12 protein-coding genes are annotated in these 12,821 nt (G+C 71.2%); 4 read left to right on the top strand and 8 right to left on the bottom strand.

Features of this window, described 5'->3' with window-relative positions:
• Nucleotides 1-157: 157 nt before the first annotated feature.
• The gene (gntR, locus tag KV106_RS35280; RefSeq protein WP_057593208.1) at nt 158-1,195 is read left to right on the top strand and encodes an HTH-type transcriptional regulator GntR; all 1,038 of its coding nucleotides are present in this window, start codon (nt 158-160) and stop codon (nt 1,193-1,195) included.
• Between the two features lie 15 nt (nt 1,196-1,210).
• On the opposite strand, the gene KV106_RS35275 is transcribed toward gntR, so the two are convergent.
• Nucleotides 1,211-1,756 (bottom strand): YbhB/YbcL family Raf kinase inhibitor-like protein, encoded by a 546-nt coding sequence (locus KV106_RS35275; RefSeq protein ID WP_261216384.1) that lies wholly within the window; start codon nt 1,754-1,756, stop codon nt 1,211-1,213.
• 4 nt (nt 1,757-1,760) lie between these two features.
• The gene (locus KV106_RS35270; protein ID WP_057593206.1) at nt 1,761-2,552 is read right to left on the bottom strand and encodes a fumarylacetoacetate hydrolase family protein; all 792 of its coding nucleotides are present in this window, start codon (nt 2,550-2,552) and stop codon (nt 1,761-1,763) included.
• 119 nt (nt 2,553-2,671) lie between these two features.
• Between KV106_RS35270 and KV106_RS35265 the strand changes: the two genes are divergently transcribed.
• On the top strand, nt 2,672-3,592 hold the full coding sequence (locus tag KV106_RS35265) for an AraC family transcriptional regulator (RefSeq protein ID WP_261216383.1): 921 nt from the start codon (nt 2,672-2,674) through the stop codon (nt 3,590-3,592).
• Nucleotide 3,593: 1 nt separating this feature from the next.
• On the opposite strand, the gene nadE is transcribed toward KV106_RS35265, so the two are convergent.
• Genes nadE through KV106_RS35245 form a run of 4 tightly spaced genes read right to left on the bottom strand, consistent with a single transcriptional unit; the run spans nt 3,594 to nt 8,164 of the window.
• Complete coding sequence (nadE, locus tag KV106_RS35260) at nt 3,594-4,439, bottom strand: ammonia-dependent NAD(+) synthetase (protein ID WP_261216382.1); 846 nt, start codon at nt 4,437-4,439, stop codon at nt 3,594-3,596.
• A gap of 28 nt (nt 4,440-4,467) precedes the next feature.
• On the bottom strand, nt 4,468-5,625 hold the full coding sequence (locus KV106_RS35255) for a phospholipase A (RefSeq protein ID WP_261216442.1): 1,158 nt from the start codon (nt 5,623-5,625) through the stop codon (nt 4,468-4,470).
• A gap of 8 nt (nt 5,626-5,633) precedes the next feature.
• Entirely contained in the window at nt 5,634-6,086 is a 453-nt protein-coding gene (locus KV106_RS35250; protein ID WP_261216381.1) for a hypothetical protein, read from the bottom strand.
• Nucleotides 6,083-8,164 carry an ATP-dependent helicase gene (locus KV106_RS35245; RefSeq protein ID WP_057593203.1) on the bottom strand — a complete coding sequence of 694 codons (2,082 nt, stop codon included), beginning with the start codon at nt 8,162-8,164 and terminating at the stop codon, nt 6,083-6,085. The genes KV106_RS35250 and KV106_RS35245 overlap by 4 nt, the downstream gene beginning before the upstream one ends.
• Before the next feature lie 184 nt (nt 8,165-8,348).
• Between KV106_RS35245 and KV106_RS35240 the strand changes: the two genes are divergently transcribed.
• Complete coding sequence (locus KV106_RS35240) at nt 8,349-9,371, top strand: AEC family transporter (protein WP_261216380.1); 1,023 nt, start codon at nt 8,349-8,351, stop codon at nt 9,369-9,371.
• Between the two features lie 6 nt (nt 9,372-9,377).
• Here KV106_RS35240 and KV106_RS35235 read toward each other — a convergent pair whose 3' ends face one another.
• Nucleotides 9,378-9,995 carry a hypothetical protein gene (locus KV106_RS35235; protein ID WP_261216379.1) on the bottom strand — a complete coding sequence of 206 codons (618 nt, stop codon included), beginning with the start codon at nt 9,993-9,995 and terminating at the stop codon, nt 9,378-9,380.
• 319 nt (nt 9,996-10,314) lie between these two features.
• Between KV106_RS35235 and KV106_RS35230 the strand changes: the two genes are divergently transcribed.
• The gene (locus KV106_RS35230; RefSeq protein WP_261216378.1) at nt 10,315-10,533 is read left to right on the top strand and encodes a hypothetical protein; all 219 of its coding nucleotides are present in this window, start codon (nt 10,315-10,317) and stop codon (nt 10,531-10,533) included.
• Nucleotides 10,534-10,556: 23 nt separating this feature from the next.
• Here KV106_RS35230 and KV106_RS35225 read toward each other — a convergent pair whose 3' ends face one another.
• Nucleotides 10,557-12,662: a primosomal protein N' gene (locus KV106_RS35225; protein WP_261216441.1), complete on the bottom strand. Its 2,106-nt coding sequence runs from the start codon at nt 12,660-12,662 to the stop codon at nt 10,557-10,559.
• Between the last annotated feature and the right edge of the window lie 159 nt (nt 12,663-12,821).

The raw sequence follows: 12,821 nt of genomic DNA, 5'->3' as shown, positions 1-12,821 counted from the left end.
AGCGGCCGGCGGGGTCGGGATAGCGCTATCCTGCACAACCCAAAAAAACCAGCCTCTGAAGCATCCTCGGGTTTTTCCGAGGCGGCAAGGGCCGGGACAGCGCTATCCTAGGACAGCGCTGTCCAATCCCGGATCGGTAGTAACCCTAGATTTCGCCATGGCCGATGTCCCCGAGCGCCCGCGCTCCCGTTCTTCCAGCCGCGTGACCCTCGACGACGTGGCGCGCGTCTCGGGCGTGAGCCCGATCACCGTCTCGCGCGCGCTGCGCGGCGCGCGCAACGTGGCGCCCGAGCTGAAGGCGCGGGTGCAGGCCGCGGTCGACGAGCTCGGCTACGTGCCCAACGTGGCGGCGCGCGCGCTGGCCTCGGCGCGCAGCTCGCACGTGGCGGTGCTGATTCCTTCGCTGACCAACCAGCTGTTCGTGGAGCTGCTCGAGGCGGTGCAGGACACGCTGGCGCCGCACGGCTTCCAGTCGCTGATCGGCGTGACCCACTACGACCCCGCGCAGGAGGAGGCGCTGCTGCGCAGCTACCTCTCGCAGCGGCCAGCGGGCCTCTTGCTGACCGGCTTCGACCGCAGCGCGGGCGCCACGCGATTGCTCGAGGCCAGCGACGCGCCCTGCGTGCACCTGATGGAGACCTCGGAAGCGCCCGGCATCCACAGCGTGGGCTTCTCGCAGCAGGACGCGGGCCGCGCCATCGTCGAGCACCTGCTCGCGCGCGGCCGCCGCCGCATCGCCTATGCCGCGGGCCAGCTCGATCCGCGCGTGCTGCAGCGCCTGGCCGGCTACCGCGAGGCGCTGCGCGCGGCCGGCTGCCACGATCCGGCGCTCGAGTTGCTGACGCCCGGGCCCACCTCGCTCGCGCTCGGCGGGCGCCAGTTCGAGGAACTGCTCGCGCGCCATCCCGACCTCGACGCGATCTTCTATTGCAACGACGACCTCGCCCAGGGCGGGCTGCTGGCCGCGCTGCGCACCGGCGTGCCGGTGCCCGAGCGCGTGGCGATCGCGGGCTTCAACGACCTCGGCGGCAGCGACCAGATGCTGCCGCCGCTGACCACCGTGCGCACGCCGCGCCGCGAGATCGGCGAACGCGCGGCCGGCATGCTGCTCGCGCTGATGCGCGACGAGCCCGTGGCGGACGCGCGGCGCACCGTGGACCTGGGCTTCGAACTGGTGGTGCGGCAGAGCAGCTGAGCCGCGCCCCGTTGCTCACTGCCCGTAGAGGCCCACCACGCTCTGTCCCATCAGCGTGCGGCCCTTGAGCGCCGCCAGCAGTTCCTCGCGCGTGAGGCCCTCGGGCAGCGAGCCCGGCTCGACCTCGGTGGCGATCACCGTCAGCACATAGTGGTGCGGCAGGTCGCCGGCCGGCGGGCACATGCCGCGGTAGGCGGTGGCGCCGGCCACGTTCTTGCCGACGCTGAACTCGGCGTTCGCCGCCTGGCCCTCGCCCTGTCGCAGTTGCCCCTTGGCGGCCGGGATGTTGTAGGCCACCCAGTGCGAGACGCCGAGGCCCTTGCCGCCATCGGGATCGCTCATCAGCACCGCGACCGAGCGCGTGCCCGCGGGCAGGTCGCTCCAGGCCACGGGCGGCGACACGCCCTGGCCGCCGCAGCCCGGCGCGTCGCCCGCATGGATCTTCGGCATGGTCGCGCCGTCGGCGAAGGCGCTCGACCTGACCTTCATGCCCGCGGCCTGGGCGCCGAGCGCGAGGCCGGCCAGCAGGGCCGTGCAGAGGATGCGTGTCGTGTTCCTCATGGCCTCAGACCACCTTGACCGACAGGTTCGGCAGCCCGTCGATGTGGATCTCGATCAGGTCGCCGCGCACCACCGGGCCCACGTTCTCGGGCGTGCCCGCGTAGATGATGTCGCCGGGCTGCAGCTCGAAGGCCTGCGACAGCCGGCTGATCTGCTCGGCCACCGACCAGATCATGTGCTTGAGCGTGGCGCTCTGCTTCGTCTCGCCGTTGACCTTGAGCCAGATCGCGCCGTCGCTGAAGTGGCCGACCTGCGCCACCGGATGGATCGGGCCCACGGGTGCCGAATGGTCGAAGCTCTTGCCGATCTCCCAGGGCTTCTTCTGATCGCCCATGCCGCGCTGCAGGTCGCGCCGCGTCATGTCCAGGCCCAGCGAGTAGCCGTAGACCAGGCCCAGCGCATCGTCGATCGACACGTCGCGCCCGCCCTTGCCGAGCGCCACCACGAGCTCGGCCTCGTAGTGGTAGTTCTTCGTCAGCGTGGGATAGGGGTGGTCGGCCACGGTGCCGGGCAGCACCACCTGCACCGCGTCGGCCGGCTTCTGGAAGAAGAAGGGCGGTTCGCGCGTCGGGTCGGAGCCCATCTCGCGCGCATGCGCGGCGTAGTTGCGGCCGATGCAGTAGATGCGGCGCACCGGGAACACCTGGTCGCTGCCGGCGATCGGGATGGTCGCGGCTGGCACGTCGAACGGCGTCTTCGCATTGCGCGCGGCGCCCGCGGGCAGCGCGCAGCCGGCGATGGCGCCGGTGGCCATGGCGGCGCCGGCCAGCAGGCCGCGGCGGGAGGAATTGCTCATGTCGGTCTCCTTCGGTAGTAGCCGGACGATTCTGGGAGCCCGGGTGCGCGCGCTTGCGCACGCATCTACGCAAAAGCAGGACGCAGGCAACACCCGGAGCCCGGACGTACCATCGCGCGATGCCCGCTTCGAGCTCGAGCCATCGCCTCTACGGCATGCAGGAGCGCGCCGACCACCTCGATTTCGACATCCGCTTCGAGGGCGCGCGCGACGTGCTCGCGCGCCCGCACCGCCACGAGTACTTCCAGATCCAGGTCGGCATCGAGGGCGAGTCGCGGCAATTGATCGGCGGCGCTGCGCGGCCCTTCGGCGCGGGCCACCTGAGCTTCGTGCTGCCGTACCGGCTGCACGTGGTGCCGCATCCGCCGGGCGCGCGCTACGCCATCGTCAACTTCGACCAGTCCTTCCTCTGGCCCGAGCTCGCGGTCGAGCCGCTCGATCTCGAGGAGGTGCCGATCGCGCGCCATCCCGAGCTCGCGCCTTTCCTGTTCCAGGAGTACGTGGACTTCCGCTTCGAGGCCGAGGACTTCGCGCGCATCCTCGGCTGGCTCGAGGAGCTGTCGGCGCTCAACCGCGAAGGGCGCTTCGCGGCCGGCGGCGCGATCCGCGGCATCCTGCTGCAGCTGCTCTCGCTGGCCTGCCGCCGCCACGAGGCGGCGCTGCGCGAGCAGGCGGCGCGCCACCGCGGCCACAGCTCGCGGCGCGATGCGCTGCAGCGCGTGCTGCACTACGTGCGCGAGCACCTGGGCGAGGAGATGTCGCTCAACGACGCGGCCGCGGCCGCGATGCTGTCGCCGAACTACCTCGCGCACCTGCTGAAGAAGCAGACCCAGCGCACCTTCACCGAGCTCGTGACCGAAAGGCGGCTGGAGCGCGCGCGCGAACTGCTGCTGGCCTCGGACGGCCGCATCGCCGACATCGCGCGGCAATGCGGCTTCGCCGACGCGGTCTATTTCAGCCGGCGCTTCCAGCAGCACATGGGGCTGACGCCGCGCGAGTTCCGCGCGCAGTCGGTGGCGCGGCCCGGCGGGCCGCCGTAGCTCAGGCCGCCGGCGGCTCGACCGGCAGCGCGCGCTTGTGCGCGCTCTTGCGGTGCGTCGCGAGGATGATCTCGCGCGCCGCGGCCGATACCGGCTTGCCCTCGAGGAAGTCGTCGATCTGCTCGTAGGTCACGCCGAAGGCGTCCTCGTCGGGCTTGCCCGGCACCAGCGACTCGAGGTCGGCCGTGGGCACCTTGTAGACCAGCGCATCGGGCGCGCCGAGCAGCTGCGCCACCGCGCGCACGCGGCGCTTGTTGAGGCCGGTCAGCGGCGTGATGTCGGCCGCGCCGTCGCCGAACTTGGTGAAGAAGCCCATCAGCGCCTCGGCCGCGTGGTCGGTGCCGATCACGATGCCGTTGTGGGCACCGGCCACCGCGAACTGCGCGATCATGCGCTGGCGCGCCTTGATGTTGCCGAGCACGAAGTCCTCGTGCGCCGCGTCGCGGAAGGCGAGGTCGCCGGCCTTGAGCGCCGCGAGCATCGCGTCGGCCGCGGGCCGCACGTCCACCGTCAGCAGGCGGTCGGGGCGGATCACGGCCAGCGAGGCCTGCGCCTCGGCCTCGTCCTTCTGCACGCCGTAGGGCAGCCGCATCGCGATGAAGGTGGCCTCGCGGCCCTCGGCGCGCAGCCGCTCGACCGCGCGCTGCGCGAGGCAGCCGGCGGTCAGCGAATCCACGCCGCCGCTGATGCCCAGCACATAGGTCGACAGGCCCGTGCGGCGCAGGTAGGCGGCGAGGAACTCGACGCGCCGCTCGAGCTCGGCGGCGGCGTCGAACACGGGCGCGACGGACAGCGCCGCGATGATCTCGCGCTGCGTGGCGTCGACGGGGGACAGTTCGGTGCTCATGGAAAAGGTCTCCGTGGGTTCGCGGACATCAGAAGTCGACCAGGCTCAGGCCGATGCTCAACACCGTGCGCTTGCGGTTGTAGTCCACCAGCGTGTCGCCGTAGCCGTGGAACAGCTGCGTGTGGAAGCGCAGGTTGCTCTTCGTCGGATCGCCGATCGCCTTCATCCACTCGAGCCGCACCGAGCCGCGCCCGCTGTCGCGCAGGTTGTTGCGCACCGTGATGCCCAGCGTGTTGTTGCGGTCGAGGTTCCAGCGGCCGGTGATCTCGGCGCGGCCGACGTAGTCGGCGATGTCGGGGTTGTCGTCCTTCTCCGGGTTCTCCGACAGGCGTTTCCAGATCCGGCCCGTGATGCTGAAGCGGTCGTCGAGCTCGGCGCCGCCCATCAGGTAGACGCGGTTCCAGCTGCGCGACAGCGGCAGGCTCTGGCCGTTGGACTGGTGCACGATGCCCAGCCCGGTGTAGCGCCAGCGCCAGCCGCCTGGCAGCTTGAAGTCGGTCGGGTAGACATACATCAGCTCGGGTTCGTGGTCGGTGGTGCGGAAGGGCCGCGAGATCGCGCCGTTGAACAGCTGCCAGGTCGACTGCTGTGTGTAGGCGAACCACAGCGAGTCCTTCCTGATCGGGTCGTTCTGCGTCAGCAGGCCCTGCGCGAGCTTGGTGCGCACCGACAGGCCGATGCGCATCTCGTTGGCCTGGTAGGCCACCGGGTCGGCGGTGTGGCCGGCCGAGGGCGAAGTGGGCGTGTCGGGCTTGTGGGTCGCGGCCGAGACCGAGACGTTGAGCGGCCGGTAGCCGCGGAAGCCGAAGGTGCCGCAGTCGGTGGCGGTCTCGAGTTCCCAGAAGCGCGACAGCGCCGAGTACTGCCGGTCGCGGCAGCCCTCGGTGGTGGCGACCGAGACCACGCGCGTGGCCGGGATCGAGCCGTCGACCGGCGGCGCGGGCTGGGTGTTGGCGAGCACCGGCGGCGCGACCGGCACCGACACCGAGGGCAGCGTCTGCTGCTGGGCCCAGCGGTCGTAGCAGGCCAGCCGCGCGGCGTTGTCGGCGCCGAGCGCGGCGCAGCTCTGCCAGGTGAGCTGGTTGTCGGCCAGCGGGCTCTTGGGCTGATCGACGGCCTGCGCCTGCGCGGCGCCGGCCAGCAGCAGCGCCGCGGTGGCCAGGATCGCGCGCAGGCGGCCTTGCATGGTGGTGTTCATTTCCCCGACCCTTCCTTTTTCGTCAGCACGAAGGGATGCGTGCTCTCATCGGTGGCATCGCGCCAGGTGCCGCGGAATTCGCGGCCGCAGCCGCCGGGCGCCATCGCGCCGACCCAGACGCCGCTGATGCTGCGCCCGTCGAGCGATTCGTCGATGGCCAGCGTGCCGTCGTCGCCGATGTCGCCCGCCAGTTGCGCTACCGCGGCCGGCCGGCCGGTGGCGGCGGGGCGCGCGACGGTGCCGCGCACGCCGGCGTATTCGGGATGGCGGCCCAGCTGCACGACGGCCACGGCCGGCAGGCCGTCGAAGCGCGCCTCCCAGCGGCCGTAGAGCGCCTCGGGCGGCAGGTCCTGCACGCTCTCGGGGCAGGCGCTGGCTTGGGCGAGCGCGCCGGTCGAAGCCGCAAGGGCGAGGGCCGCGAGGGCCAGTCCTCGAACGGGCCGCTTCATGGCGCGGTCGACGAGGCCGCGGCGGCGGCCGCGCCTTCCTGAGCCTTGCGCGCGAACTCGGCGCGCAGCGCCTTGAGCTTCTCGCGCGGGTCCTCGCGCGTGGTGCTCTTGTCGAGCGCCATCTCGGCGATGAAGCGGCTGGGCTGCGCGAGCACCATCTCGCGGCCCTTCTTGCGGCGCTTGGTCCAGCTCACCGCGAGGCTGCGTTGCGCGCGCGTGATGCCCACGTACATCAGCCGGCGCTCTTCCTGCAGCCGCTCGAGCGTGCTCTCGCTGACCTGCTGCTGGCGGCCGTCGTCGTCGTCGAGCTTGAAGGGCAGCAGGCCCTCGTTGCAGCCGATCAGCATCACGTGCGGCCACTCGAGGCCCTTGGATGCGTGCAGCGTCGAGAGCGTGACCACGTTCTGGTCCTGCTCGCGCTCGCTGATGGTCGACAGCAGCGAGATCGTCTGCGCCACCTCGAGCAGGCTCTTGGGCTCGCTGGTGTTGTTGACGCCGGCCGCGTCGTCGAGCTCGCCGCCGCAGCGCTGCGCCATCCAGTCGCAGAACTCCATCACGTTGGTCCAGCGCGTGGCCGCGGCCTGCTCGCTGTCCTCGCCGTCGTAGAGGTGCTTCTCGTACTCGATCTCCTTGAGCCAGGTGTCGAGGAAGGCACGCGCGTTCTCGGCGCCCAGGGTCTGGCGCGCGCGGTATTCGAGGTCGTTGATGTAGCGGCCGAACTCGTGCAGGCTTTCGAGCGCGCGCTTGGGCATCACGCTGGGCAGCGAGGACGAGAACAGCGCCTCGAACAGGCTCAGCTTGTACTGGCTGCCGAAGGTGCCCAGCGCCGCCAGCGTGGTGTGGCCGATGCCGCGCTTGGGCGTGGTGATGGCGCGCAGGAACGCGGGATCGTCGTCGTTGTTGACCCACAGGCGGAACCAGCCGCAGAGGTCCTTGATCTCGGCGCGGTCGAAGAAGCTCTGGCCACCCGAGACCTTGTAGGGCACCTGCGCGCGCCGCAGCGCCTGCTCGAACACGCGTGCCTGGTGGTTGGCGCGGTAGAGGATCGCGAAGTCGCGGAACTCCTTGTGGGTCGAGGTCTCGCGCAGGCTCACGAGGCGCGCCACCGTGCGCTCGGCCTCGTGCATCTCGCTGTCGCAGTCGACCACGCGCACCGGCTCGCCCTCGCCGAGCTCGGAGAACAGCGTCTTCGGGAACAGCTTGGGGTTGGGGCCGATCACGTTGTTGGCCGCGCGCAGGATGGCGCTGGTCGAGCGGTAGTTCTGCTCGAGCTTGATGACCTTGAGCGTCGGGTAGTCGACCGGCAGCTTGCGCAGGTTGTCGAGCGTGGCGCCGCGCCAGCCGTAGATCGACTGGTCGTCGTCGCCCACCGCCGTGAAGTGGCCACGCGTGCCCGACAGCGCCTTGAGCACCTCGTACTGGGTCGCGTTGGTGTCCTGGTATTCGTCCACCAGGATGTGGCCCAGCGTGGCCTGCCACTTGTTGCGCACTTCCTCGAAGTCGCGCAGCAGCTTGAGCGGCATGCCGATCAGGTCGTCGAAATCCACGCTCTGGTAGGCGGCCAGGCGCTCCTCGTAGCGCGCCATGATGGTGGCCGTGATGCGCTCGTTGTCGTCGGCCGCGATGGCCTCGGCCTGGGCCGCGTTCAGGCCCATGTTCTTCCACTTGCTGATGGTCCACTGCCAGATGCGCGCGGTGGCGAGGTCGCTGGTGCCGCCCGCGTCCTTGAGGATCTTGGTCACGTCGTCGGCATCGAGGATGCTGAACTGCGACTTCAGGCCCAGCACCGCGCCGTCCTCGCGCATCATGCGCACGCCCAGCGCGTGGAAGGTGCAGATCACCACCTTCTTGGCATCGCGCCCGATCAGCCCCTTGGCGCGCTCGCGCATCTCGGCGGCGGCCTTGTTGGTGAAGGTGATGGCCGCGATCCGCTGGGGCTCGAGCCCGGCCTGGATCAGGCGCGCGATCTTGTGCGTGATCACCCGCGTCTTGCCCGAGCCCGCGCCCGCGAGCACGAGGCAGGGGCCGTGCATGTAGTTGACCGCTTCTTGTTGCGCGAGATTGAGACCGTGGGACATGGAAAGGGGAGGGGGAGCCGGCAGGGGCCGCGGGGCGCGGCGGGCGCGAAAGCGCGCAATGATACGGGCGCCGCAGGGGCCGCGGCGTCGGCCGATACCGCGATGTGGGAAGCGCGGTAAACGCACCGTAAAGGGGCATCGGCGGCCTTCGGCGAGGGCCGGGGCCGGCGGCGACAATCGCGCCGTGCTGCCCGTATTTCTCGTTACCTTTCCCTTCTTCGCGTTGATCGCCGCCGGCTACGGCGCCGCCCGTGCCCGCATCCTTCCGCTCGATGCGATCCCCGGCCTCAACACCTTCGTTCTCTACTTCGCGCTGCCCTGCATGCTGCTGCGCTTCGGCGCCGGCACGCCGATCGGCCAGCTGCTCGACGGCAGCGTCGCGCTGGTCTGGGGCCTGAGCGCGCTCCTGGTGGTGGGCTGCGTGGTGGCGTTCACGCGCAACGCGCGCATCGGCTGGAACGACGCCGCCTTCGGCGCGCTGGTGGCGGCCTTCCCGAACACCGGCTTCATGGGCGTGCCGCTGCTGGTGGCCATCCTCGGCGCGCAGGCGGCCGGGCCGATGATCATCACCATCGCCTTCGACCTCGTGGTCACCTCCTCGCTGTGCATCGCGCTGTCGCGGCTCGACGGCGCCAGCGGGAGCGGGACGCACCACGGGCCGCGGCAGGCCGCGCGCCAGGCGCTGCGCGGCATCCTGGTCAATCCGATGCCGTGGTCGATCCTGCTCGGCGTGCTGCTGTCGGCCGCGCGCTGGAAGTTGCCGGGCCCGGTGGAGCGCACGGTGGCGATGCTGGCCGATGCGGCCTCGCCGGTGGCCCTGTTCACCATCGGCGCGGTGCTCGCGCGCTCGGCGCTGGTGGCGCGCGAGCATGGCGCGAGCGCGGCCGTGGCCCAGGCCATGGGCAGCGGCGCGCGGCCCCTGCCGAAGGCGCCGCTGGCCGACGTGCTGCCGGTGGTGCTGGTGAAGTTGCTCGCGCACCCGCTGCTGGTGTGGGGACTGGGGCTCGCGGCGATCGCGCTGGGCCTGCCGCTGTCGGAGCCGGCGCTGGTGGCGATCGTGCTGGTGGCGGCGCTGCCGAGCGCGAGCAACGTGTCGATGCTGGCCGAGCGCTTCGGCGCCGACAACGGGCGCATCGCGCGCATCATCCTGTGGACGACGGTGGCGGCCTTCTTCAGCTTTCCGCTGGCGGTCGGCTTGCTGAAGTGAAGCGTCTTACGGGCTCAGCACACCGAGCTTGAAAGGATCGGCATCGGGCAGGCGCTCGCACTTCGAGAAATCGCGGCCCTGCGTGCCGTCGCAATAGAAGGCGTTGTAGATGCGGCCGAACAGCGAGGGGCTGGCGGTGAACAGCACGCCGTGCTCGGGCTGCCAGTTGTCGTGCGCGCCACGGCCGTCGGCCGAGGCCTCGATCACCTTGGGCGCATTGGCGCCCGTCGTGAAGTCGGCCGGTGTCCTGTGCGCGTCGTCGCGCCAGCGCACCGCGAGTTCGGCGGCCGTGGGCCGCGCCGCCACGGGCAGCATCAGGCCGTTGACCTGGAAGCCGTCGCTGAAGCGGTGCGTCTTGCCCGCGAGGAAGGCGTAGGCGCAGGCCGCCATGCACTGGCCGCGCACCTCGGTCTCGACGCCGCTCGCGCGGATCGCGTCGGCATAGGCGCCGGCCGCCTCGGCGGTGCCGCCAAGGGAGTCTTCCAGCACCACGGTGCGCACCGTGCCGCTGTTGAGGTGGTCGATGAAGCTCGCGAGCTCGCTGCCGTCGAGCATGCCCGAGACCAGCAGCAGCCGGCCCTGGCGTTCGATCTCGGCGGCGTGCGCGGCCACGGGTGCGAGCATGAGGAAGCAGGCCCAAGCGGAGGCCGCGACAGACAGAATCCCACTTGCGAAATGGAGCGGTTTCACGAGCGACCTTTGCCTTCTGGAGAGCGGGCTCGATGGGCGCCCGGGGCCCGGAGGAGCGCCGCGTCGCGGACTCCTCCACGGAGTCTTTTGCAGCGCCGCTCGCACGGCGTCAACTCTTTTTTCAGAATTTTTCCCGCGCCCCATGCCGGCCGTAAGACATAGCTACCCGATACCACTTCGGATGAATGCTTGAGTTCGCATCCGCGCTGCTAAAGTGGGCCGCAGACCGGAAGATGGCATGGGAGCTCGCACGATGATGGCAACACTGTTCCGAATTCTTTTATGGCTGGCGTGGCTCGCCGGCGCGGGCTGGCTCTGGCAGGCCGGCAAGCTCGGCACGGCGTCGGCGCTCGCGCTCGGCGCGCTGAGCCTGGTGGTGTTCGCCTGGCCCGGCAGCGTCGCGCGGCGGCGCCATGCGGACCGCGAACTGCGCTATGTCGAGATGGGCAAGGAGCCGATGAGCCTGCACTGAGCGCGGGCCCATGGCGACGAGGTTCAGATCCCCTGCGGATCGACGTCGATCAGCCAGCGGATCACGCCCTTGCCCTCGGGCGTGCGCCGCAACGCATGCAGCTGCGGTTGCCACAGCGCGAGCATGCGCTGCAGCGCGGCGCGCGACGCGCTCTCCAACAGCATCTGCGCGCGCTCCACGTTGGCCACGCGCTGGATCGCCAGCGGCACGGCCGGATAGCGCATCACTTGCGCCGCTCCCTCCAGTCCATCGGCCGCGGCGCTCGCCGCGTTGAGAAAGGCCTGCGCCGCCTCCTGCGTGCGCGCATCGGCGCGCACCAGCGCCTGGTAGGCGAAGGGCGGCATCGCTGCGGCCTGCCGCTCCTCGAGCTGCTGCGCCGCGAAGGCCGGGTAGTCGTGCCGGCGCAGCGCCTGGAACAGCGGATGCTGCGCATGGTGCGTCTGGATCCACATCTCGGCCGTGCTGCCCTGCGTGGCCAGGTAGGCGGCATCGCGGCCCGCGCGGCCGGCCGACTGCATCAGCAGGCTGAACAGCCGCTCGGGCGCGCGGAAGTCGCTCGAGAACAGCGCGCCGTCGGGGTTGACCGCGGCCACCAGCGTGATGCGGCGGAAGTCGTGGCCCTTGGCGATCATCTGCGTGCCGACCAGCACGTCGACCTCGCCCGCGTGCACCGCCGCGAGCTGCGATTCGAGCGCGCCCTGCTTCTTGGTGCTGTCGGCGTCGATGCGCGCGATGCTCACCGCGCTGCCGTCGGGCCGCTTCACGGCCGAGAACAGCTCGGCCAGGTGCTCCTCGAGCCGCTCGGTGCCGCGGCCCACGGGCGCGATGTCGAGGTTGCCGCAGACCGGGCAGGCGCGCGGCACGCGCTCGGTGTAGCCGCAGTGGTGGCAGCGCAGCGTGCGGTCGATCTTGTGGAACACGCGGTAGGCGCTGCAGTGCGGGCACTCGCTCTTCCAGCCGCAGTCGCCGCAGGCCAGCACCGGCGCATAGCCGCGCCGGTTGAGGAAGATCATGCTCTGCTCGCCGCGCGCGATGCGCTGGCCGATGGCATCGAGCAGCGTGGCCGAGAGCACGGTCTTCGCGGGCTGCAGCGTCATGTCGACCAGCCGCACCGTGGGCAGCTCGCCCGCGCCGATGCGCGAGGGCATGGCCAGCCGCACGTAGCGCCCGCCGGGGTCGCCGTCGGCCGCCGGGCGGCTCTGGTGCCAGCTTTCGAGCGAGGGCGTGGCCGAGCCCAGGATCACCTTGACCTTCTCGCGGTGGCCGCGCCACACGGCGAGGTCGCGCGCCGAATAGCGCGCGCCTTCCTGCTGCTTGTAGCTCGGGTCGTGTTCCTCGTCGACCACGATCAGCGCCAGCTTCGGCATCGAGGCGAACACCGCCATGCGCGTGCCCAGCACGATGCGCGCGGCGCCCGCGTGCGCGGCCAGCCAGCTCGCGAGGCGCTGCGGGTTCGTCATGCCGCTGTGCAGCGACACCACCGCCTGCGCGCCGAAGCGCGCCTTGAAGCGGGCCTCGAGCTGCGGCGTGAGGTTGATCTCGGGCACCATCACCAGCGCCTGCGCCTCGGGCGAGCGCGCCAGCAGCGCGGCCACGCAGCGCAGGTAGACCTCGGTCTTGCCGCTGCCGGTGCTGCCGGCCAGCAGGAACGGGCCTTCCTCGGCCTCGATGCGCGCGAGCGCGGCCGCCTGCTCGGGGCTGGGCTCGACCGGGGAGGGCGTGCCGGTGTCGGCCGCGGCCTCGTCGTCGGCCCCCTTGCGCTTGAGCCGGCGCGCGAGCTGCACCGTGCTCAGGTCGCGCAGCTGCGGCGGCAGCGCGGCCAGCGCGATCTCGCCGATCGAGCGCTGGTAGTAGCGCCCGGCGAAGGCCACCAGGTCGCGCCAGGCCGGGCCCAGCGGCGCGAGCGCGTCGAGCGCGGCGCCCACCGGCTTGAGCGCCAGGTCGGGCGCGGCCAGCTGCTCGGCCGTCCGCGCCTCGGCATGCCAGACCACCCCGAGCACCTCGCGCCGGCCCAGCGGCACCCGCACCAGCGTGCCGGCCGGCAGCGGCGCGTCGCCGCCATAGCTCAGCACGTCGCCCAGCGCGCTGTGCGCGGGCGTCTGCACCGCCACGTCGATGCGCCAGGGCAAGGCGGCGCCGGACGTGTCGGGGCCGCCGTTCGTCGGCTCGCCGAGCAGGTCTTCGCTGGGAATGGGGCGGCTTGGGATGGTGTCCTCGTTGGCGGGGTTTGTTAAAGCAGTGTTGAGCAAAGTCACTTAAGTCGTTGATTTTTCAGTGCTTTGCGGCCC

Source organism: Variovorax endophyticus (assembly GCF_025376855.1).
In the GTDB taxonomy this organism is placed as follows: domain Bacteria; phylum Pseudomonadota; class Gammaproteobacteria; order Burkholderiales; family Burkholderiaceae_C; genus Variovorax.
This window is presented reverse-complemented; position numbering and strand designations above follow the sequence as displayed.